The organism is Cupriavidus sp. SS-3, from assembly GCF_035818815.1.
Taxonomy (GTDB): Bacteria; Pseudomonadota; Gammaproteobacteria; order Burkholderiales; family Burkholderiaceae; genus Cupriavidus; species Cupriavidus taiwanensis_C.
The window spans coordinates 269,897-291,602 of record NZ_JAYLVT010000005.1; the positions used below are offsets into that span (position 1 = coordinate 269,897).

At 70.2% G+C, this 21,706-nt stretch carries 21 protein-coding genes and 1 pseudogene; 3 read left to right on the forward strand and 19 right to left on the reverse strand.

What is annotated here, in order from left to right; genetic code table 11:
• Positions 1-384 precede the first annotated feature (384 nt).
• Both U9J39_RS10880 and U9J39_RS10885 read left to right on the forward strand, forming a co-directional pair.
• Positions 385-663, forward strand: a complete 279-nt coding sequence (locus U9J39_RS10880) for an accessory factor UbiK family protein (RefSeq protein ID WP_012351595.1) — start codon at positions 385-387, stop codon at positions 661-663.
• Between the two features lie 88 nt (positions 664-751).
• Positions 752-2,293 (forward strand): YifB family Mg chelatase-like AAA ATPase, encoded by a 1,542-nt coding sequence (locus U9J39_RS10885; protein ID WP_326347030.1) that lies wholly within the window; start codon positions 752-754, stop codon positions 2,291-2,293.
• Positions 2,294-2,323: 30 nt separating this feature from the next.
• Here U9J39_RS10885 and U9J39_RS10890 read toward each other — a convergent pair whose 3' ends face one another.
• The 19 genes and pseudogenes from U9J39_RS10890 to U9J39_RS10980 all read right to left on the reverse strand — a co-directional run bounded on the left by U9J39_RS10890 (position 2,324) and on the right by U9J39_RS10980 (position 20,955).
• Entirely contained in the window at positions 2,324-3,460 is a 1,137-nt protein-coding gene (locus U9J39_RS10890; protein WP_326347031.1) for a porin, read from the reverse strand.
• Positions 3,461-3,654: 194 nt separating this feature from the next.
• The gene (locus U9J39_RS10895) at positions 3,655-4,155 is read right to left on the reverse strand and encodes an aromatic-ring-hydroxylating dioxygenase subunit beta (protein ID WP_326347032.1); all 501 of its coding nucleotides are present in this window, start codon (positions 4,153-4,155) and stop codon (positions 3,655-3,657) included.
• A complete protein-coding gene (locus tag U9J39_RS10900) occupies positions 4,152-5,486 on the reverse strand; it encodes an aromatic ring-hydroxylating dioxygenase subunit alpha (protein WP_326347033.1) in 1,335 nt (444 codons plus the stop codon). The genes U9J39_RS10895 and U9J39_RS10900 overlap by 4 nt, the downstream gene beginning before the upstream one ends.
• Before the next feature lie 16 nt (positions 5,487-5,502).
• Positions 5,503-6,492 carry a PDR/VanB family oxidoreductase gene (locus tag U9J39_RS10905; RefSeq protein WP_326347034.1) on the reverse strand — a complete coding sequence of 330 codons (990 nt, stop codon included), beginning with the start codon at positions 6,490-6,492 and terminating at the stop codon, positions 5,503-5,505.
• The gene (locus U9J39_RS10910; protein ID WP_326347035.1) at positions 6,489-7,826 is read right to left on the reverse strand and encodes an aromatic ring-hydroxylating dioxygenase subunit alpha; all 1,338 of its coding nucleotides are present in this window, start codon (positions 7,824-7,826) and stop codon (positions 6,489-6,491) included. The genes U9J39_RS10905 and U9J39_RS10910 overlap by 4 nt, the downstream gene beginning before the upstream one ends.
• Positions 7,823-8,365, reverse strand: a complete 543-nt coding sequence (locus U9J39_RS10915) for a V4R domain-containing protein (protein WP_326347036.1) — start codon at positions 8,363-8,365, stop codon at positions 7,823-7,825. Before U9J39_RS10915 ends, U9J39_RS10910 begins: the two co-directional genes overlap by 4 nt.
• Positions 8,366-8,381: 16 nt before the next feature.
• The gene (locus U9J39_RS10920; RefSeq protein WP_240987703.1) at positions 8,382-9,713 is read right to left on the reverse strand and encodes an MFS transporter; all 1,332 of its coding nucleotides are present in this window, start codon (positions 9,711-9,713) and stop codon (positions 8,382-8,384) included.
• Between the two features lie 38 nt (positions 9,714-9,751).
• Positions 9,752-10,738, reverse strand: coding sequence for an amidohydrolase family protein (locus U9J39_RS10925; protein WP_326347037.1), 987 nt, complete (start codon positions 10,736-10,738; stop codon positions 9,752-9,754).
• A gap of 3 nt (positions 10,739-10,741) precedes the next feature.
• Complete coding sequence (locus U9J39_RS10930; RefSeq protein ID WP_326347038.1) at positions 10,742-11,692, reverse strand: VOC family protein; 951 nt, start codon at positions 11,690-11,692, stop codon at positions 10,742-10,744.
• The gene (locus tag U9J39_RS10935; protein WP_115707968.1) at positions 11,689-13,281 is read right to left on the reverse strand and encodes an FAD-dependent monooxygenase; all 1,593 of its coding nucleotides are present in this window, start codon (positions 13,279-13,281) and stop codon (positions 11,689-11,691) included. Before U9J39_RS10935 ends, U9J39_RS10930 begins: the two co-directional genes overlap by 4 nt.
• A pseudogene (locus tag U9J39_RS10940) lies at positions 13,278-14,042 on the reverse strand (SDR family NAD(P)-dependent oxidoreductase). The gene U9J39_RS10935 and the pseudogene U9J39_RS10940 overlap by 4 nt, the downstream one beginning before the upstream one ends.
• On the reverse strand, positions 14,026-14,970 hold the full coding sequence (locus U9J39_RS10945) for a fumarylacetoacetate hydrolase family protein (protein ID WP_115707967.1): 945 nt from the start codon (positions 14,968-14,970) through the stop codon (positions 14,026-14,028). The pseudogene U9J39_RS10940 and the gene U9J39_RS10945 overlap by 17 nt, the downstream one beginning before the upstream one ends.
• Before the next feature lie 30 nt (positions 14,971-15,000).
• Positions 15,001-15,399: a RidA family protein gene (locus tag U9J39_RS10950; protein WP_115679247.1), complete on the reverse strand. Its 399-nt coding sequence runs from the start codon at positions 15,397-15,399 to the stop codon at positions 15,001-15,003.
• Positions 15,396-16,520 carry an Ldh family oxidoreductase gene (locus tag U9J39_RS10955; protein WP_197722696.1) on the reverse strand — a complete coding sequence of 375 codons (1,125 nt, stop codon included), beginning with the start codon at positions 16,518-16,520 and terminating at the stop codon, positions 15,396-15,398. The genes U9J39_RS10950 and U9J39_RS10955 overlap by 4 nt, the downstream gene beginning before the upstream one ends.
• A complete protein-coding gene (locus tag U9J39_RS10960) occupies positions 16,501-16,917 on the reverse strand; it encodes a cupin domain-containing protein (RefSeq protein WP_115679246.1) in 417 nt (138 codons plus the stop codon). Before U9J39_RS10960 ends, U9J39_RS10955 begins: the two co-directional genes overlap by 20 nt.
• A gap of 55 nt (positions 16,918-16,972) precedes the next feature.
• The gene (locus U9J39_RS10965) at positions 16,973-17,731 is read right to left on the reverse strand and encodes an SDR family NAD(P)-dependent oxidoreductase (RefSeq protein WP_115679245.1); all 759 of its coding nucleotides are present in this window, start codon (positions 17,729-17,731) and stop codon (positions 16,973-16,975) included.
• Positions 17,728-18,132: a Zn-ribbon domain-containing OB-fold protein gene (locus tag U9J39_RS10970; protein WP_115707966.1), complete on the reverse strand. Its 405-nt coding sequence runs from the start codon at positions 18,130-18,132 to the stop codon at positions 17,728-17,730. The genes U9J39_RS10965 and U9J39_RS10970 overlap by 4 nt, the downstream gene beginning before the upstream one ends.
• The gene (locus U9J39_RS10975; protein ID WP_326347039.1) at positions 18,129-19,313 is read right to left on the reverse strand and encodes a thiolase family protein; all 1,185 of its coding nucleotides are present in this window, start codon (positions 19,311-19,313) and stop codon (positions 18,129-18,131) included. The genes U9J39_RS10970 and U9J39_RS10975 overlap by 4 nt, the downstream gene beginning before the upstream one ends.
• A gap of 22 nt (positions 19,314-19,335) precedes the next feature.
• Entirely contained in the window at positions 19,336-20,955 is a 1,620-nt protein-coding gene (locus U9J39_RS10980; protein WP_326347057.1) for an AMP-binding protein, read from the reverse strand.
• 227 nt (positions 20,956-21,182) lie between these two features.
• On the opposite strand from U9J39_RS10980, the gene U9J39_RS10985 reads away from it, so the two are divergent.
• A complete protein-coding gene (locus tag U9J39_RS10985) occupies positions 21,183-21,692 on the forward strand; it encodes a MarR family winged helix-turn-helix transcriptional regulator (protein WP_115679241.1) in 510 nt (169 codons plus the stop codon).
• Positions 21,693-21,706: the final 14 nt, after the last annotated feature.

A 21,706-nucleotide genomic window follows, 5' to 3' on the forward strand; every position in this document is an offset into this window, starting at 1 on the left:
TTTTCTCCTTTTCCTGATGGCTCGGATTTCGTTTATTTGGATTCCGGTAAAGCTTTGAGGCAGCTCGCCCTCACTACTGCAACTGCCGTGCCACCCCATGAAAAGCGGCGGTCCGTGCGCTGCGACGCGTGGTGGACCGGAGCCCGGGCAGCCTGGAAACCGCCGCGCAGCAACGCCAGATCGGGTTAAAAGGTGTGAACGGCGCGGCGCCGATGCTTTCGCCGGCGTGCCGCTGGGGCGATAATCGAGGTCTGACGGTGGCTGCATATGGCCCGCGCGCGCAGGAACCGCCCGCATTCAGGGCGCCCAATTCCTGTGCGAAAGCGCGCCATACGCCAGATGCCCACCCGGATTGGCACCACTCAGGTGCGCAAAGGAGAAACCATGAAACCGACCGACCTCTTCAACGACCTGCAGAACAAGGTCAGCGAGGCGCTGCGCAATTCGCCGGCAAGGGATATCGAGAAAAACGTGCGCAGCATGATGACCCAGGGCTTTGCCCGGCTGGACCTGGTCACGCGCGAGGAATTCGACGTCCAGTCGCAGGTGCTGGCGCGCACCCGCGCCCGCCTGGAGGAACTGGAAAGCCGCGTGGCCGAGCTGGAGCGCCGCGCCGGCATCCCGCCCGGCGCCGGCTCGGTGGACTCGACCGGGGGCGCGTGAGCCCGCCGGTTCCGCCGCCATCCCGCCTGTATGAAGGCCGCCAGTGCTGGCGGCCTTTTTCGTTAACAGTTCCGTGCGGTTCGACGCCATGAGCCTTGCCGTCCTACGCAGCCGGGCCCTGACCGGCATCGCCGCGCCGCCGGTGCGGGTCGAGACCCACCTCGCCAACGGCCTGCCCGCCTTCACCATCGTCGGCCTGGCCGACACCGGGGTGCGCGAAAGCCGCGAGCGCGTGCGCGCCGCCATCCTCAACAGCGGCTACGAGTTTCCCAACCGTCGCATCACCGTCAACCTGGCGCCGGCCGACCTGCCCAAGGAGTCCGGCCGCTTCGACCTGGCCATCGCGCTGGGCATCCTGGCCGCCAGCGGCCAGATCCCGGCCGACGCGCTGGACACGCACGAATTTGCCGCCGAGCTGTCGCTGTCGGGCGAACTGCGCCCGGTGCGCGGCGCGCTGGCCATGGCGATGGGGCTGGCGCGCGACAACGCCGCCCGCGCCGGCTCGGGCGAGGCGCCGCGCGCCTTCCTCGTCGCCGCCGGCAACGGCGCCGAAGCCGCGCTGATCGAAGACCTGGCGGTGCACGCCGCCACCACGCTGCGCCAGGCGTGTGAACACCTCGGCCCGCTGGCCGAGGCGCGGCTGCCGCGCGCCATGCCGCCCCTGCTGCCCCCCGCCGCGGAGCGCGGCGCCGACATGCGCGACGTGCGCGGCCAGGCGCAGGCGCGCCGGGCCATGGAGGTGGCGGCCGCCGGCCAGCATTCGGTGCTGCTGGTGGGCCCGCCTGGCACCGGCAAGTCGATGCTGGCCCAGCGCCTGCCCGGCCTGCTGCCGCCAATGTCGCTGCAGCAGGCGCTGGAAGCCGCCGCCGTGATGAGCCTGACGCCAGGCGGCTTCCGCGCCGAGGCATGGGGGCTGCGCCCGTGCCGGGCCCCGCACCACACCGCGTCGGGCCCGGCCATGGTCGGCGGCGGCGGCAATCCGCGCCCGGGCGAAATCTCGCTCGCGCACCACGGCGTGCTGTTCCTCGACGAGCTGCCCGAGTTCGACCGCCGCGTGCTGGAAGTCCTGCGCGAGCCGCTGGAATCCGGCCGCATCACCATCGCGCGCGCCAACGGCCACGCCGACTTCCCCGCCTGCTTCCAGTTCGTGGCGGCGATGAACCCCTGTCCGTGCGGCTACCTCGGCCACCCCGACCGCCCGTGCCGCTGCACGCCCGACCAGGTGCGGCGCTACCAGTCGCGCATCTCCGGCCCGATGCTTGACCGCATCGACCTGCAGGTCGAGGTGCCCGCGCAGGACCAGGGCGAAATGCTCGACGGCCCGCCCGGCGAAGCCAGCGCCGTGGTGCGCGCGCGCGTGCTGGCCGCGCGCGAGCGGCAACTGGCGCGGCAGGGCAAGCCCAACAATGAGCTGGGCGGGCGCGAGATCGAGCAGCACTGCGCCATGGACCCGCAGGCGCAAGCCTTGCTGCGCGGCGCGATGACACGGCTGGCGTGGTCGGCGCGCTCGTACTTCCGCGTGCTGAAGGTGGCGCGCACCATTGCCGACCTGGCCGGCGCCGACCTGCTGAATGCGGCGCACGTGGGCGAGGCGATCCAGTACCGGCGCGCGCTGCGCATGGGTGGCTAGGGCGATTCGCCGGCAGCGGTGGCATGGCCGTCAGAACTTGTGGCGGATGCCCGTGACGAACACCAGCTGCCCGCCGTTGCTGGAGGGCGCGAACAGGTAGATGTCCGCCCTGGCCGACCGCGCGCGCTGGTAGACGCCATAGACATAGACGTCCGTGCGCCGCGACAGCGCATAGTCGAGGCTGAGCTGGCCCATGTGCCATCTGGGCCGGGCTTCCGTGCCGGTGTAGTGGCCGTCGGTGAAGACATAGGCTGCGCCCAGTTCCAGCGCCGGCGTCAGGCGGTAGCCGAAATTGACGTCGTAGTTGTTCAGCCGCATGGCGGTGCCGTCCTGGTAGCGGTACCGGGCCGTCGTGACCATCGCATTGACGCGGGCCGCACCAACGCTGTAACCCGCCGCGACGCCGCCCACGCGTTGCCGTGCCACGCCGGCCGCCGGCGTCAGCGGGCTGCTGTGGAACAGCACGAAGGGCGCGCCGGCATAGTCGTCGGTCACCGCGCCGGCGGCGTTGTTGCTGGCGAGCAGGCCCGGGTGGTCCAGCTGCATGTAGGCCGCGGCCAGCTTCAGCGGGCCGCTCGCGTAGCTGGTGCCGAGGCTGAATGAACGGTTGTTGGCCGACTGGCCGGTATCGGACAAGGCATAGGTCGCTTGCGCGCGCAGGCCGCCCCACGACGGCGAGATGTACTTGACCGCGTTGTTGTGGCGGAAACTGCCGAACACATTGTCGTTGTCCCCCACATGCGCCGCCAGCCCGCCCGCCGCCACCGGCGCCGACATCGCGCCGAGCGTGTCGAACACGGCATCGTACTGGCGCCCGAACGTGACCGTGCCGTAGCGGTCATGGCTGAGGCCGACATAGGCCTGGCGGCCGAACAGCCGTCCCCCCTGCTGGGACTTGCCGTCGTCAAGGCCAAAGCCGCTTTCCAGCACGAAGATGCCTTTGGCGCCGCCGCCAAGGTCCTCGGTGCCGCGCAGCCCCCAGCGGTTGTTCTGCATGGTCCCGGGCACCATCCTGGTGGCGGCGTGGCCGCCTTCGTTGTTGACGTAGGCCACGCCGACGGACAACAAGCCGTACAGCGTGACCCCTTCCTGCGCGTACGCCGAACCCGCCAGGCCCAGCGCGCCGGCGCACAGCCGCGCCAGCTTTCGTTTTCCACTGCTTGTCATGCCATGTCTCCTGTAGTTTTTATGCGCACGGAACCCCCCACTGCTTGCCGCTTCCGGCAACGCAGGCATGAGCGCGCCCCGTGCCCGGCGCGCGGGCACTTCCCCCTTTTTCCCTTCCCTGATATGCCGGCGCCGCGGCAGCGGCGCCCGGCGCGTGGGCTAGCAGCCGACGCGCTGCGGCATGCCCGTGGCGATCACATGAACAGCTGGACCGAAGGCAACGCCGCGTCGCAGTTCAGCAGGTCGACCCGCTTCTGGCGGATCTTCAGCCGGCCGTCCTGCTGCGACAGCGTGTGCTCGGCCGTGCAGGCGTAGACCTGCTGCATCTCCCCGGCGGTCTCCACATAGATGTAGCGAGTACGCGTCAGGTAGGTGTTTTCGTGGTGCGCCATGGCGACGATCTCGGGACACTGCAGCACGTGCAGGCAGCGCGGCTCCGGCTGCAGCGAGAACGCACGCGGGTTGCGCATGCGCTCGATGCGCAGCTGCAGCAGCAGCCGGTCTTCATACATCAGCGAGGCGTGGTCGATGCCGTCCTGCTGGCCGGGCACCAGCGGAATCCAGTAGTGCCCGTCATCGGCGAACAGCGCCAGCCATTGGTCGAAGCGCTTCTCGTCGATCAGCCTGGCTTCCTCATAGACCAGCGCGACCAGGTCATCCCGGCCCGGCGGCATGGCTTGCTGGGTTGCATTCATGTTGCGTCTCCCGTGTTGAAATCCGGCGCCATGTAGCGGATCCATGCGCGGAACTGGTTGCGCATCGAGATCTCGCTGGTGCCATTGGCAGTGGTGTCGTGCTGGCCGAGTTCATTCGCGTCGAAGTTGCGGTGCAGGCTCACCCACTCATTGCCATCCGCGCGCAGGCCCTGCTGCATCGCCCGGTAGGCGTGCAGGTCGTCATGGCCGACCACCGACATCGGCGAGTTGATCAGCCGCGTGTACATCAGCGTGCGCCGCAGCAGCGTGTCCGGCGCCCCCTTGGGCCGGAAGGTCCACGACTCGACCACGGTCTGGTCCGCCGCCAGCGGGCGCACCACGCGGATCGCCTGGATCGCGCCCTTGAGGGTCAGGCTGGGGTAGAGCACGGTGTTGTGCCGCACCGTAGCCAGGATCTGCGCCGCGCGCTCGGCGCCATACGCCTGCGCCATGCGCGCCTCGTACTCGGGCAGCCCCACATAGCCGGCATGCAGCGACACCGCGCCGACGCCGGTATAGCTGTGGCCGTTGGCCAGCACCCTGACCCCCATCTCGTCCGAGAAGGCATAGCCCGAGGTGAACGGCACCAGCTGCTCGATCGCCATCGGCTTGGGCGCGTCCTCGGGCTGGTCCGCCCACAGCTCCTTGGCCGTGCCCGCCGATGACTCGTGCGCCACCATCGGATGCATGGTGTCGTTCAGGTTCTCGACGAACATCTTCCAGTTGCAGTCGTGGCGATAGCGCAGCACGCCGCCGGCGATTTTCAGCTCGCCGTCGGGAGAACGCTCGACCATGTTGTCGATCGAGGATAACGTCGCGCCAAAATAATCGCGGAAGCCCGGCCCCTCATCGGACAGCCGCACGAAGACAAAGCCGCGGTAGTTCTCGACGTGGCGCAGCGCGCCCATGCCCTGGCCGGCGGGACAGGCCTCCAGCCCGGTGCCCGCATAGCCCTGCCGCAGCGGGATCGACAACAGCGCGCCGTCGGTCTTGTAGGTCCATGCGTGGTAGGGGCAGCGGAAGAAGCGGCCGGTGTTGCCGCTCGGTTGCGACACCAGCCTGGCGCCCTTGTGCGCGCAGCGGTTGCGCAGCACCTTCACGGTGCCGTCGGGCTGGCGCACCATCACCACCGGCTGTCCCGCGATATCGGCCGTGATGTAGTCGCCGGCCGCCGGCACCTGGCTGTCGTGCCCCACGTACACCCACGCCCGCGCCCACAGCCGCTCCATCTCCAGCGCGAACACTTCCTGGTCCAGGTACACGTCGCGGTGCACCTGCCGGTCTTGCACCAGGCTGCGCAAGGCCTCGGCATTGTCCCGGTATCTGCTCATTGGTCTTTCCTCCCGTTCATGCATCGAGCACCAGCCGTCCGCTGCTGGCGCGCGACACGCAGATCTGCATGACGTCGCCAGCGCAGCGCTGCGCCTCGGACAGGCAGTAGTCGCGGTGGTCGATGTCGCCGGCCAGCACCGGCACCTGGCACACGCCGCACTCGCCGCGCTTGCAGTCGTAGAGCGGGTCGAGCCCGGCCGCGAGCATCGCGTCGAGAATCGTCTGCCCGGCAGGCACCGCCAGCACCCGCCCGGACTGGCGCAGCTCGACCTCGAAGGCGCGGTCCGCGGCGCCGGGCGCCGGTGCGGAGAACAGCTCGAAATGGATATCGTCGCGCGACCAGCCGCGCGCCGAAGCCAGCGCCAGCACCGCGTCGATCATGCCGGCGGGGCCGCAGGCATAGATCGGCTGGGTCGGCGCCAGGCCGTCCAGCAGCGCGGCGAGATCCAGCGCCGGCATCGGCTCCTGGTCGGCATATAGCGACAGGTTGCCCCCCGCCAGCGCCATCAGTTCATCGACCAGTGCCAGCTGGTCCGGATGGCGCGCGCTGTAGTGGACGCGGTAGCGGCGCCCGGCGGCCGTCAGCGCGGCGGCCATCGATACGATCGGCGTCACGCCGATGCCGCCGGCGATCAGTACCGCGTCCTCGGCGCGCTCATCGAGCGCGAACGCGTTGACCGGTGCGCTGGTGACCAGCCGGCTGCCGGCCTTCACCTGCGTGTGCATCCACAGCGAACCGCCCTGCCCGCCATCGTCGCGGCGCACCGCGATGCGATAGACGGATGGTGCGGCCGTGGCCCCGGCACGCCCGTCGCCGTTGACCAGCGAGTAATGGCGCCAGGCCGCCGTGCCGCCGGGCGCCACCTGCACGCGCAGGTGCGCGCCCGCGGCAAAGCCCGGCAAGGCCTTGCCGGCGGGGTCGCGCAAGCGGAACTCGGTGATCGCGTCGGTCAATGCGATCACGTCTTCCACCACCAGTTCCAGGGTCTTGTGGTCGGGGCTCATGCGTGGCCTCCGCCTTGCGCCAGGGCATCCCCGGCGTGCATCAGCGCGGCCCACGCGCGAAACTGGTTGCGCATCAGCAACTCGCTGGTGCCGCTTACATCCTGTATCGGCTGCAAGCGCTCGTCGTCGCGATACTCGCGATGCAGGCTGACCCACGGGTTGCCCTGCGCGGCCAGCGAGGCCTGGATGCCCTCGAAGATATGCACGTCGTCATGCGCCACCACCGACATCGGCGAGAAGGTCAGGCGGTTGTACGTCAGCGTTTGCCGCAGCAGTTCCGGCGGCGCGCCCTTGGGCGCCAGCCCCCAGATCTCCACCAGCGTGCGGTCCACCGCCAGCGGCCGGATCACGCGCAAGGTTTGCGGCGAGCCCTTGAACGCCAGCGACGGAAACAGCACCACGTTCTGCGGCGCAAAGCCCAGCACGTGCTGCGCCCGCTGGTCGCCGTGGACCTGCGCCAGCGCCTGCCGGTAGGCCTCGGGCACGGCGTAGGCGGAATGAATGCTGGCCTGGGTGCCGAGCACGCTGTGGCCATGCGGAAATACGCGCGCGCCGGTGCTGGCGAAGAAGGCGTAGCCCGAGCCGAATGGCAGCAGCTGGTCCAGCGCCATGGAGGCCGGCGCATCGGCGGGCCGGGCGCCGTGGATGGCGCTGGCGGTGGCCGACACCGATTCGTGCGTCGACACCGGATGCACGGAGTCATTGATGTTCTCCAGGTACATCTTCCAGTTGCAGCGCACCACGCTGCGCAGGCAGCCGCCGGCAACCTGCAGCGCACCCTCCGGCGAGCGGTCGGCGAGGTCGTCCAGCGCGCGCAGCACGGCGCCGAAGTAGTCGTCGAACCCCGGGCCGTGTTCGGACAGGCAGGCAAAGACAAAGCCTCGGTACACCGCCACCCGCGGCGCCACCAGCCCCGCGCCCGACTCGCAGGCGTGCAGGCGCGTGTGCTCGTAGCCTTGCTTCAGCGGCACGGCGAGCGGCGTGCCGTCGGTGCGGTAGGACCAGGCATGGTAGGGGCAGCGGAAGAACTTGCCGGTATTGCCCCGGACCTGGCACACCAGCCGCGCGCCCTTGTGAGCGCAGCGGTTCATCAGCACGCGCACGCTGCCGTCGACATGGCGCACCATGATCAGCGGCTGGCCGGCGATATCCGTGGTGTAGTAATCGCCCGCATCGGGTACCTGGCTTTCGTGGCCAACGTAGTTCCAGCTGCGCAGGAACAGGCGCTCGCGTTCGAGCTGGAACAGCGCCTCGCTCAGGTAGACGTCGCGATGCACGCGGTCTTCCTCCACCAGCGCGGCAATCGCGCCGGCTTCGTTGCGGTAGTCGGTCATGGTGAGACTCCTTGCGCGGCCGGCCGGGCCACGAAGCGGCATGGGTCATGCCCGCCCATGGCGGCGCATGCGGTTTCCTCGACTTGCACCGGGCAGGCCAGCACGGTCTCGGCGATGGTGCGGAACATGCCGGCAATTGGCGCGCACACGGGCTGCGCGGCGGGGCCGTAGCCGGCGGCGAACGGGCTGTTGGCAACGGCGAGGACCAGCCCGTTGCCGCGCCGTGCCAGGTCCCAGCAGCCCCATCCGAGCGCCGGCGAGGTGCGGCGGATCAGGTCGAGCAGCGCCTCGCCGGCGTCCGGCCCCAGGCCGGCAACGTAGGCCAGGATGCTGCGCCGCCCGTGCACCGCCGCGGACTCGGCGAATGCAGCCAGCACGCACGCGCGGGTCGCGTCATCGAGCAGGCGCAGCGTTCCCATCAGCACGTCGGGGCGCATCAGCAGATAGCGGCGGTCCTGGTCGCGCACCTCGCCGCGCTGCGCGTCGAACTGCAGGCGCTGCGCCAGCGGCGTTTCCAGGCGGGCGGCAACGGTGGTCATGGCAGGCTCCATCGGCTCAGGCCCGGTCCACGCCACGCGCCTCGCGCGGCAGCGTTTCCGGCGTGAACAGCAGCGCGATCACGGTGACCAGCCCCAGCAGGATCAGGTAGATCGCCACCGGCGTGCCGGAGTGGTATCTGGCCAGCAGCGCGGTCGCGATCATCGGCGCGATGCCGCCGCCGATCACCGAGGACAGTTCGCGTCCGATGCCCATGCCCGAATAGCGCACCTCGGTCCTGAACAGCTCCGCCATATAGCTCGGCTGCACGCCCACCATCGCGGCCAGCACCACCGAGTCGGCCAGCACATAGGCCAGCAGCACCAGCGACGGCTCGCGGGTATCGATCAGCCAGAAGAACGGGAACGCCACCAACATCAGCCCGATGGCGCCCGCCATATAGACCGTGCGCCGGCCGAGCCGGTCCGACAGGTGCCCGTAGCACAGCGCCGTGACCGTGACGAGCATCATCGAGATGGTCAGCCCCTCGAGCATCACGTGGTTGGGGATGCCGCGATAGGCGCCGTACGCCAGCGAGAACGCGAAGAAGATATAGGACGCGCCGCCTTCGGCCATGCGCAGCCCCACCACCATCAGGATCTGCTTCGGCTGCTGGCGCAGCACTTCCACCACCGGCATGCGCACGTCGTGTCCGCTGCGCCTGGCCGCGACGAACTCCGCGCTCTCCGGAATCCGGCTGCGGATGTAGTAGCCCGCCACCACCAGCACCATGCTTGCCAGGAAGGGCACGCGCCAGCCCCACGCCATGAAGTCGTCGGCAGGCAGCTTCTGCACCGCCCAGAACGCCGCCGCCGACAGCACGAAGCCGATGGTTGCGCCGCTGGGGCTCCACGCCGACAGGAAGCCGCGCCGCGCGGGTGGTGCGTTCTCGCTGATGATCAGGATGCTGCCGCTCCATTCGCCGCCGGCCGCCAGGCCCTGCAGGAAGCGCAGCGACACCAGCAGCACCGGCGCCCAGATGCCGATCTGCTGGTAAGTGGGCAACAGGCCCATCGCGGTGGTGGCCACGCCCATCACCACCAGCGTCAGCACCAGCACCAGCTTGCGCCCGTAGCGGTCGCCCAGGTGGCCGCAGATCACGCCGCCCAGCGGGCGCGCGACAAAGCCCACGGCAAAGCCGCCGAATGCCGCCAGCGTGCCAACCAGCGGATCGGTGCCGAGCGGAAAGAACAGCTTGCCGAAGATCAGCGCCGCGGCCGTTCCATAAAGAAAAAAGTCATACCACTCGAGCGCCTGCCCGACGATCGACGTGATGATGGTCCTGCGCAGCGTGGCCTGCTGCGTGCCGGCCGCCGCGGGCATGCCGGTGGTGATGCTTGCCTCTTCCATGCTCATGCTGTCTCCCCCTTGTCCTTTCTGGAATTTGGTCAGGTGTTGCCTGTGGTGGTTGCGTGGTCTTGCGGCATGGCGGCGCCCCGCCAGGTGCGCGCGCTGCCGTCGGTGCCGGGTGACGGAATTCCCATCGGGAATGGCCAGTCGGAGCCGAACAACAGGTGCGATGCGCCAAACACCTCCGCGGCCAGCCGCAATCCGGCCGGGTGGTGTGCAATGCAATCGGCGTAGAACCGCCTTGCCGCCTGCAATGGCGGTTCGATCCCGGCAGGCACCCCGGGCCGGCCGGTGTCGAAGCCGCGCTGCAGCCGCCCGCATGCCGCGGGGAACAGGCCGCCGGCATGCGCCAGGCAAAAACGGATGCGCGGGTACTGCCGCGGCACATCGGCCAGCACCAGTTGGGTGGCCGCCAGCGCGGTTTCGTAGGGGTTGCCGAGCAGGTTGTCCAGGTAGGCGCGCGCCAGCCGGCCATCGCCGCAGCGGCCCGGGTGCAGGAAAACGAAGGCGCCGCGCCGGTCCAGCAGCTCCCATAGCGGCCGATGCGCGGGATCGCCGTAGTCGAGCGCCGGGTTGCCGCCGGCCGCCAGCGCAAACCCCGCGCACGGTGCCCCGTCATAGCTGTCGGCAAGCGCATGCGCGAGCGCGGCATGCTCGATCGGCAGGTGCAGCAGCGCGCCGAGCCGCTCGCGATGGCGCGAGGCCAGCACCATCAGCCCGTCGTTCAGGTAGCGCGCCCACTCACGCGCCGCCGGCGCGTCCAGCTGCTGGCGGTACAGCGGCGGCGGCACCGACACCAGCGCGCGCTGCACGCCCTGCGCTGCCATCCAGGCCAGCAGGCGCCCGGGGTGGTACAGGTCTGACTGCCGGAGCGGCTGGCCGTCGATCACCAGCACGCCGTCGGCCTCGCGCCACCAGACGCCGTCGAGCCGCCGCAGTGCCGCGGTGTCCACCGGCACCAGGTGTGCATGCACGTCCAGTGCGATCGCGGACGCGGCGCCGGCCTCGGATTGGATCGGTTCCATGGCTTAGCGGGGCTCGAGGTTGGCATTCATCTCGCCGCCCCAGAATTCCGGCGACCATTCCGGCCCCCAGATATAGGGCAGCACCGACCAGTCGCGGCTGACCCAGCGCTCGCTGATCTTGTCCATGTCGGCGTAGTACTCGACCCAGCTGCCCCATGGATCGCGCACATACTGGAACAGGTTCGACGCCAGCGCATGGCGCCCCGGGCCGAAGCTGTCCCGGTAGCCGGCCTCGCGCATGCGCCACGCGCCCAGGCCGATATCGTCGATGCCGCCGACCTGGAAGCTGGCATGCTGGAAGCCGCGGTGCGTGCTGTGGACCAGGCCGAAGCAGTGATGGTCGATCACCCCCTCGCCGGCGGCGAGGAAGCTGACCTTGCCGACCGCGCGGTCGGCCACGCGCAGGCCCAGCACGTCGCACAGGAAGCGCTCGGCCTCGGCCAGCTGCGGCGTGAAGATCAGCACGTGGCCAAGCTTGCGCGGCGGCCGCGGCGCCTCCAGCGCCTGCCAGGCGGCAACGTCGACGCGCGCGGCCCAGCCGGCATCGCCCGGGCCGCCTTCGCGGCGGCGCGTCGAGGCCGGAAGCTGCGGGCACAGGTGGATCCATGTGCCCCACGGGTCCTGGAACCACAAGCCGTCGCGGCCGCCGCCCGGCGGCGGCTGGTCCCGCACCGCGAGGCCGGCGCGGCCCAGCCGGTCGGCAAAGGCGTCGCGTTGCAGCGGGTCGAAATAGAACGACAGGTGATGCAGGCGCTTGGCGCTGCCCGGCACCAGCACCAGCTCGTCGTTGCTGCGGCCCGGCGAGCGCAGGCGCAGCGCGCCCGACGGCTGGTCCGGCCCGGGCTGCGCCGCGACTTCGAGGCCGAAGGTTTCATAGAAAGTCCTGGCGGCGGCCAGGTCGGGCACTTCCAGGCCGAAGCCGTTCAGGCCCAGCACTTTGGGTCCGGCGATCATTGGGGGCTCCCTTGCGGCGCGGGCGCGCCGACGATGGCTGCATACAGGTCTTCGGCGCGCCGCGGCGCGATCGGCACGATCGCGGCAACGTGGTCGTCGGGACGGACCAGCACCAGCGTGCCGTCGGGCACGCCCAGGCGTTCGCGCAACTGGTTGCCGACGTCGAGCAGCGCGCGCTCGCGCAGCCCGGAATCGAGCGGCGCATCCCAGCGCGACACCACGAAATGCCGCAGCGCCGGCGAGGTGTTGTGCGGGATCTCGGGCTGGCGGCGCACGTCGGCGAAATACAGCGCGAGGAAGTTGCCGTCGACCAGGTCATGGAGCCGCAGCGGCCGTCCCGCCGGGCCGTGCAGCAGGAAATCCGGAATGCGCTCGCCCACGCGCAGCGGTGGCGGCTCGGCTTCGGCGCGGATCATCGACCAGTCGCCGCTGCCGTCGATGTCCAAGCGCACGCCCAGCAGCGTGCGGGTGCAGGCATTGCCCCAGTCCTGCAGCGCCGTGGGCGCATTGGCGCCGCCTTGCATGGCCATGTGGTGGCGCGCGGCCTCGGCCATCTCGCCGGCGCCTTCGGTCGCCACCGGGCGCTGCTCGCGCTCGTAGCCGTCGAGCAGGCTGCTGTCGGCCCAGCCGCGCAGCACCCACGCCAGCCGCCATGGCAGGCTGATGGCATCGAGCACGCCGGTATTCAGCCCGAGCGCCCACATCGGCGTGATCAGGTGCGCGGCATCGCCCATCAGGAACACGCGCTCGCGCCGCCACTGGCGCGCGATGCGGTGATGCACGCGGTAGGTCACGCGGCCGAGCAGCTCCACCTTGTCGACCTTGCCGATAAAGCGCAGCACCTTGGCGCGCAGTTCCTCGTCGCCGGGCTCGTCGGCATCCTTGGCCAGCGGATACAGGAAGCGCCAGCAATGCGGCTGCCGCACCAGGATCATCCACTCCTGCGCATCCGAGAAATACGCCAGGTACGGATAGTCGCGCGGGTTGGCCACGTCGAGGTCGAGCTTCAGGTCGACCAGCATGTAGCGCACATCGAGCGACATGCCGTCGACCGGCACGCCGCATTGCGCGCGCACGGTGCTGCGGCCGCCGTCGCACGCCAGCAGGTAGCTGCCCTCGACGCTGCGCGGACCTGCCGGCGTATCCAGCTGGACCACCACGCCGTCCGGGCCGGAACTGAATGACTCGAGGCGGTGCTGCATATGCAGGCTGCCCTGCGGCACGCGCTCCACCGCCGCGCGCAGGATCGGCTCTAGGTGGTGCTGCGGCAGGTTGACCACGAACGGATAGCGGGTTTCGTCGCGCAGCACCGCGGTGCGCACCGACTGGCGCGCCAGGTTGGCTTCGCGCTCGATCTCGCCGATCTCTTCGACGCGCAGCGCGCGCGCCAGCACGTCGTCGGCCACGCCATAGCGGCGGAACGCTTCCAGCGTGCGCGTCAGCAGCGTGCCGGCCTTGGTGTCCAGCGACAGGCTGCCGTCCTCCTCGAAGATCTGGAACGGAATGCCGTAGTACGCCAGGCCGAGCGCGGTGGTCAGCCCGACCGGCCCCGCGCCCACGATCAATACGGGCTTCATGCCGGGGGTCATGGGGTGTCCTTGGTGGCGGCAGCGGGCGCGCTGGCGGGATAGGCATGGTCGCGGCTCAGCAGCGACGCGGTCATGGTGGCGGCATCCGACAGCAGGAACATCAGCGGGCCCACCACGTCTTCGGCCCGGCCCACGCCCAGGGTGTTGGCCCAGTGCGCGTCGTCGCTGCCGGCGTTGGCGTTGCGGTACTGCGCCGTGTCGATCACGCCCGGCGCGATCAGGTTCACGCGCACGCGGTGCTGCGCCACCTCCTTGGCGGCGCTCCTGACGAAGGCCCCCAGCGCGGCCTTGCTCGAGGCATAGGCCGCGGCCTGCGGCCAGCCGCTGTGGGCCAGTCCCGACGAGAACGCCACCACGCTGCCGCGCCGGCGCCGGATCATGCCCGGCACCACGGCCTAGTAGCACCACACCACGCCGTTCAGGTTGATCGCCAGTGCCTGCTGCCACGCCTGCGGCTCGGTCGCGTGGACTTCCCGGCGCGGCTGCACCGCGGCGGCGCACACCAGCCCGTCGATGCGGCCATGCTCGGCCTCGATCGACTGCATCGCCCGCATCACCGCGTCGCGGTCGCTGACATCGAGCCGGCAGAAGCGCAGCCGCGGCTCGCCAGCCAGCAATTGCGCGGCGGCGTGCTCGTCGACATCGCACACCACCACGGTGGCGCCGGCCTGCGCGCAGCGGCGTGCCAGCTCGGCGCCGATGCCGTTGGCGCCGCCGGTGATCACGATCACATCGCCGGCCGCATCAAAGATTGCCTGCATGGGCGCCTCCCGTGTCGTTGCCGGTCATCGCGGGGACGCTCGACTGGTGGTACAGGTCGGTGTCGACCAGCCGGTTCACCAGCTGGCCCAGTCCGGTGCCGCGCACGGTGACGGTGTCGCCAGCGCGCAGGAACACCTGCGGCTCGCGCGCATTGCCGACGCCCGCCGGGGTGCCGGTGATGACCAGGTCGCCGGCCTGCAGGGTCATGCCGAAGGACAGCTCGGCAATCAGCTCCGGGATCGGGAAGGCCATCTGCGCCACCGACGCGTCCTGCATCAGCTCGCCGTTGACCAGGCACTGCAGCCGTACCGACTCGGGGTCGAGCTCGTCGGCGGTGACCAGGAACGGGCCCAGCGGCATGGTGCCGTCGATGCTCTTGCCCTTGAGCCACTGGCCGCCATGGCGCCGCTGCAGGTCGCGCTGCGAGACGTCGTTGGCCAGGCAATAGCCCCACACATGCCGCATCGCGCTGTCGGCGCGGATGCTGCGTCCGTCGGTGCCGATCACCAGCGCCAGCTCGGCCTCGTAGTCCCATTTGGCCGAGATGCGCGCATCGAAGGCGATATCGTCGCGCGGCCCGATCACGGTGTCGGGGCTCTTGGTGAAGAACGTCGGCGCCTGCGGGCGCGGCACGTCCTGGCCCTCGCGCTTGCCCTTGCCTTCGTCGAAGTGGTCCCAGTAGTTCCAGCCGACGCAGAGCACGTCGCGCCGCAACCGCTGCAGCGGCGGCAGCAGCCGCAGGCGGTCCAGCGCCAGGCGCGGCAGCTTGCCGGCACGCTGCGCCGCGGCCACCGCCTGCAGCGCGGCGTCGCCGCCCGCGATCACGTCGCGCAGGTCGCCCAGCGCCAGCGGCAGCAGCGCGACTTCCTCGCCTTCGACCACGCCGATGCGGGCCTGGCCGTCGCAGGTAAAACTTGCGAATCGCATGATTGAGTTCCGGTACGGATAAGGGTGGGCTCAGGCGTCCGGCAGGACGGCCACGGCGCTGATCTCGATCAGGTAGTCCGGCGACACCAGCTTGCTGACTTCGACCATGGTCGAAGCCGGCAGCGGCGCGCGGAAGTATTCGCGCCGGACCTTGTGGATGCGGTCGAAGTTCTCGATGTTGCGCACATAGACGTCGACGCGGCAGATGTCGTCGAGCGTGCCGCCGGCGGCTTCGGCCGCGGCCTTCAGGTTTTCGCAGACCTGCCGCGTCTGCGCCTCGATGTCGCCGATGCCGGCGATGCTGCCGTCGGGCCGGCGCGCGGTCATGCCCGAAATGAACACCAGCCGGCCGCGTGCCTCGATGGCTGTCGCTTGCGAGAAGTGGCCGTTGGGCTGGCGCAGGGCGTCGGAATGGATCTGGGTCTTCATGGTTGTGAATCGGTAAGGTTGGCAATGGATGACGGAACCGGCGCCGCAAGTGCGCGCGCCACGCTGACGATTTCGGCCAGCACCACCCGTTCGATGCTGCAGCGGCTGCCCTGCCGGCAGCGCGTGGCCCAGCCCAGTTCGCCGGGGCTATAGACGCGCTCGACCCCGGGCGCGTGGTCTGAGCCGCGTACCGCGGCGGCGGCGGCGCTGGCATTGCGCGCGAACGCGGCCGGGTCGCGGAAATGCGCCACGTCGAGTGCAAGGAAGAAGTGCGCGCAGTTGTACGGAACGGCGCTGTCGCCATAGAGCGGGCGCACCGCCGCACCGGTGCCGCCGCCGGACAAGCCGCCGCACAGCAGGTCGACCATGAAGGCCAGGCCGAAGCCCTTCGCGCCCGCGGCCGGCAGCAGCATGCCGCTCAGCGCGGCCACGGCGTCGGTGGTGGGATTGCCCTGCGCATCGGTGGCCCAGCCCGGCGGCAGCTCGAGCCCCCGGGTCGCGGCCAGCCGGATCTTGCCCATCGCGCTCGCGCTCATGGCCATGTCGAGCTCGATCGGAATCGGGTCTGCGCCCGGCAGCGCGATCGCCAGCGGGTTGTTGCCGACCACGCTCTGCGCGCCGCCCGGAGCGGGCATCAGCGGGCGCGTATTCGACATCACGATGCCGACGCAGCCGTCCCGGGCGAGCGCGCGCGCATACAGTCCTGCCGCGCCGAAGTGGAAGGCGTTGCGCACCGCCACGGCACCGATGCCGTGCGCGCGCGCCCGGTCGCGCGCCAGCGCCACCGCCTGCAAGGCCGACAGCTGCCCGAGCATGTTGGCAGCGTCCAGCACCACGCAGCCACCCCGGTCGCTAACCACGGCGGCGTGCGCGGCCGGCGTCACCGAACCGCTGCGCAACCGCTGCACATACATGGGCACCAGCATCACGCCGTGCGACGGAATGCCTTCGAGGTCGGCGTCGACCAGCGCATCGGCCACGCGCACCGCGTCCGCATCGGCCACGCCAAGCCGCGCGAAGATGGCACTCACGGCCGCGCTGAGCGCGCCCGCGTCGACTTCGCAGTGCGTGCGATGGCGATGCGCGTCGCCGCCGGTGAAGTCAGTGGGCATCGCGTTCATCGGTGTACCAGCTCGGTTTCTGCGGATAGTGCGGACCGTCGTAGATCTCGACCACGATGGTGTCCTCATGCGCCAGCGTGGGGCCGTGGACGTTGCCCTTCGGATTCCAGTAGAAGCATCCGGGCGTCAGCACCACCTGGGTTGCGGTGTATTCGTAGCGGCCCTGCAGGCAGAACATGAACTGGTTCGACGCGTGCGAATGGGGCTCGGGGATCGACACCCCCTTATCGAAGCGGATCAGCGCAATCGAAGCGCCGGTTGCCTCGTCGCGCCACAGCATCTTTTCGTAGAGGCCGGGCAGGGACTTGGGACGCCAGGGCATGTCGGCGCTTTGCAGCAGCACCTCCTCGAGCGGTGGAATGCCCGGCAGCGCCGGTTGAGGACAGGACGGGTTCATCGTGTTATCTCCGATCGTTCTGGTTGTATTGCGTGGCAGGCGCCGGTGACGGCGCTTACAAGGCCAGCGACGCGGCCAGGCTGCCGCCGCCGCAGACAAAGAGGTTCTGGCCGGTGATCCAGCTGCTGGCCGGGTCGGCGAAAAACAGCGCGGCGTGGGCCACGTCTTCGGGCAGGCCCAGGCGCCGCGCCGGCAGCGAGGCGGCCAGCGCGCGGGCGCGCTCGCCGTCCTCGGGAAAATCGCTGATCAGCATGCCGGTGACGGTCGGGCCGGGGGACACGGTATTGACCGTGATGCCCCACGGCCCCAGCTCCAGCGCCCAGGTGCGCGTCATTGCCGCCAGCGCCGCCTTGCTGGCGCCGTAGGCCGTGCGTCCGGCCAGGCCGACGATGGCGCGCGAGGCCACGTTGACGATGCGGCCGAAGTGCCGCGCCTGCATCCGCGGCAGGCATGCCTGCGCCAGTTGCATGGCACAGCGCGCATGCAGGTTCATCATCAGGTCGAATTCGGCATTGCCGACGTCGGCCAGCGCGGTGTTGCGCACCACGCCGGCGTTGTTGACGAGGATGTCGATGCGGGGCTCGTGCGCAACCGCGGCCACCAGCGCCGCAACGCCGTCGGACGTGGACAGGTCGGTCACGACACTGGTCAGCAACGGGTGCGCCGTCTCCGCCGGCGCGAGGCCCGCCGCGATCACGCGGGCCCCCTGTTTCAGCAGTGCATGGCTGATTGCCAGCCCGATGCCGGCGTTGCCGCCGGTCACCAGCGCGGTGCGCCCCGCAAAACGCAAACCTTGTTGGGTGCGCGGGCTCATGCGTGGTCTCCGTCCTGGTCCATGGGGAGGCAGCGGGCGCGCAGCACGCCATCGGGATGTGCATGGTCTCGGTCCAGCCATACCGTCACGCGCGTGCCGGCGGCCAGCATGGTGTCGGCGAGCGCGAACAGCGTCACGCCGGCATCCAGCCGCACCGCGGCCACGTGCACCGGCAGCCGGTCCGCGAAGCGCGGCTCGAGCGTGTAGTGCAGCACCGCCACCGACAGCACCACGCCGGCGCCGCCGTCGGGCAAGTGTTCGATATCGCCGTGCAGGCACCGCGGGCAGTACCGCTGCGGCGGATAGAAGCGGTGGCCGCAGGCCGCGCAATGCGGCAGCGCCAGGCCGTTGGACGGCGTCGCCGCGGCCAGCGCCTGCCAGGCGGGAGAATGGGCGCTCATGCCGGGACTCCTTCGATGATGGCGGCGCCGGTCGCCAGGCAGCGGTCGTACACGGCCATGCCATAGCCGCTGGCAAGCCCGAGCCGTGCGCCCGGCACCTGGTTGGCGCCGGCCTGCCCGGTGACCTGGCGCAGCACCTCGACCAGACCCAGGTAGCCGCCGGCCGCGCCGGCCTGGCCGCAGCCGAGCTGCCCGCCGCTGGTGTTGTGCGGGAAATCGCCGCGAAAGCCCAGGTCATGCGCCTGTATAAAAGCCGCGGCGGTGCCAGGCTGGCAAAAGCCGAGCCCTTCCAGCTGCAGGAACACCACGGCGGGGTAATCGTCATAGGTGGCCAGCACGTCGATGTCTTGCGGCGTCGCGCCGGCCTGCCGGTACAGCCGCGCCTGCTCGAGCGCCCAGCCGCCGCGCAGGATGGCGTCGTCGTCGGCATAGGCGTTGTGGCGCTCCACCACCGCGCGCAGGTGCGCGTGCGCCAGGCCCAGACGGCGTGCCCTGCCGCGCGACATCACCAGGAAACCTTCGGCGCCCGCGCACGGCATCACCAGGTCGAGCTTGTGCAAGGGCTCTGCGATCGGCCGCGCGTGCAGGTAGTCGTCCAGCGTGATCGCGGTGCCCAGCAGGGCATGCGGTACGGCGCTGGCGTTCTGGCGCTGGCTCACGCACAGGCGGCCGAAGTCTGCGCGGGTGGCGCCGGTGGCATCCATGTAGCGCCGCGTCAGATGCGCGAACGGCATGCCTGGCCCTGCCGCGCCGTACGGGTGGATGGCGTCGATGGCCGCCCACGAGAAGCGGCTCGCCAGCCCGGCAAAGCCGCCTTGCGGATTGGCGTCGGCACCGATGCAGGCGACCACGTCGGCGTCGCCGGCCTGCACCGCGCGCGCGGCGCGGCGCAGCGCGATCACGCCGCTGGCGCCGCCGAACGGCACCGATTCCAGCCAGCGCAAGGACAGGCCGAGCGAGCGGGACAGGCTGGCCACCGGGTCCGGCGGCAGCGTGAAGCTGGATACCGCCAGGCCATCGACGCTGTCCTTGCGCAGGCCTGCGCGCGCCAGCAGCTCGCGCAGGCATTGCGCCACGTACCAGTCGGCCGGCTCGGTGCTGTAGCGCGTGTAGGCCGTGGTGACCGGCACGGCGAGCACCACATCGTCGTCCGTCGCGGCATGATCGCAGGTGTTATGCATGGATTTCCCCCGGCATGCCGCGTCAGCCGCGCCCGGCGGCGCCGGACACGGAACGCTTCTTCATCGCGCGCAGGTCGAACACCGCCTGCTCGCTGACGAGGGCGCGCATGGTTTCCTTGAGCGCGCCGCGCTGCAGCTTGTGCGAGGCGGTCAGCGGCAGCTCGCTCACGAAGGCGATATAGCCGGGCAGCTTGAAGTACGGCAGCCGCTGCGCCGCTGCCGCAAAGATTTCCAGCGCCAGCGCATGCGCGGGTGCATGCCCGGGGGCGAGCTCGATGCAGGCCATGACTTCCTCGCCCCGGATTTCGTCGTCGACCGGACCCACGCCCACCTGGTGCACCATGGGCAGCTGGTTGAGCACTGCCTCCACTTCCAGCGAGGCGATGTTCTCGCCGCTGCGGCGGATGATGCTTTTCTTGCGGTCGACGAAGTACAGCGAACCGTCGCGGCCCTGCCGGACGATGTCGCCGGTATGGAAATAGCCGCCCGCCCATGCGGCTTCGGTCAGCTCCGGCTGGTTGGCATAGCCCGAGAAGAAGCCGGCGCGCGGATCGCTGCCGGCGGCGCGCACCTGCAGCTCTCCGGCTGCGCCCGGCAGCACGTCGCTGCCGTGCTCGTCGACGATGCGGTATTCCATATGGGGCGCGGGCCGGCCGAAGCAGCGCAGGCCCGGATGCCGCGGCTCGACATTGGCCGCCACCGCCGCGCCCGCCCCGACTTCCGTCATCGACCAAGATTCGACCAGCGGGAAACCGAAGCGGGCTTCGAATGCGGCCTGGTGCTTCGGGTGCGCGCCGGCGCCGAAGCCGAATCGCACCGCATGCGCCTGGTCGCCCGGCTGCGGCGGCAGTTGCAGCAGCATGGCCGGCATCACGCCGAGGTAATGCACGATGGTGGCGCCGCTCTGCGCGACGGTTTGCCACCACGTATTGGGATGGAAGCGGTCCAGCTGCACGATGCAGCCGCCGCTGAGGATCATCGCCATCGACGAACACGCCAGCGCATTCATGTGCACCAGCGGCAGCGGCGTGATCAGGCGCTCGGCGCCGGGCGCGAGCGCGCACAGCCCGCCCAGCGAGATATACCAGCGGCCGAACGCCAGCATGTAGGCGTTCGACAGCATGCAGCCCTTGGGCAGGCCGGTGCTGCCCGACGTATAAACCAGCGCGCACTCGTCGTCGGCCGCAGTGCGGCCGCCCCGCGGCGCTGGCAGCGCCGCCGCCCCGCCATCGACGCTGTACACCGGCGGCAGCGCCAGGCCGGTGGCGGCCAGTGCCGGCGCGAGCGCCTGCCAGCGCTCTGCCAGCGCCAGCACCAGCGCGGCGCCGCTGTCGCGCAGCACATGCGCAAGCTCGGCCGCGCTGCTCTCCGCGTTCAGCGGCACCACCGAAGCGCCGATGCCGTTGAGGGCCAGCCACCACAGGAAGAATTCAGCGCGGTTGTCGAGCAGCAGCGCCACGCGCTGCCCACGGGCCAGCCCGGCATGGCGCAGCGCGGCTTCCAGTTCCCGGATGCGCTGGCCGGCGTGGCCATAGGTCCACTCCACCGGCTGATTCCCATACGCGGCGGCAGCTTGCTGCGGGATATGAAGGAACGGCCGGTCCGCGTAGCGGCTGCAAGCCGCATCGAACGCCTCGCGCACCGCGCGCGGGCAACCCGCCCCACCTTCCTCGCACCGCGCCGGGTGGCTTGCGGCAGACCCGTCGTGCGTGTGCACCCCTGAAAAACCACCAGACATCGTTGTTGTCCCCGTTCGTTGCGGTGGCGTCCAGCGCCTCCCGATTCGTGATGGCTCGAATGCTATATCTCAAGTAACTTGAATTCAAGTTATTTTTTGTCGAATGATTTGGACTCAAGTAGAATGGCCGCATGACTACTTATGACTACGTCGACCAGTTTCTTGCCGAGTGGCGCACGGCGCGCCCGGATCTGCAGTTGGAGCACGCGGACCTGCTGATCCGCGTGATACGCCTCGGCGGCATCCTGGAGCGGGAGCTCGGCCGCCTGTCGCAGGCGCACGGCATCTCGGCCGGGCAATTCCAGGTGCTGGCGGCGCTGCGCCGCCGCTATCCTCAAACCGCGTCGCCGTCAGACCTGAGCCGGATCGCGATCCTGACCACGGGCACCATGACGGTGCTGCTGGACCGGCTGGAAGAAAAAGGGTTGGTGCGCCGCCTGCGCGACCCCAACGACCGGCGCCGCCTGGAAGTGGAGCTGACACCGGCCGGCAAGGACCTGATCGACCGCGCCCTGGACGAGCGTGTGGCGCGGCTGCACGCGCTCACGGCCGGGATGGATGCCGACGACAGCAGCGCGGCAACACGCGTGCTGCGCCATCTGCTCGCCGAAATCGACGATCAGGCCGCGGGCGGCACCTGAGGCAGGACGGCGCG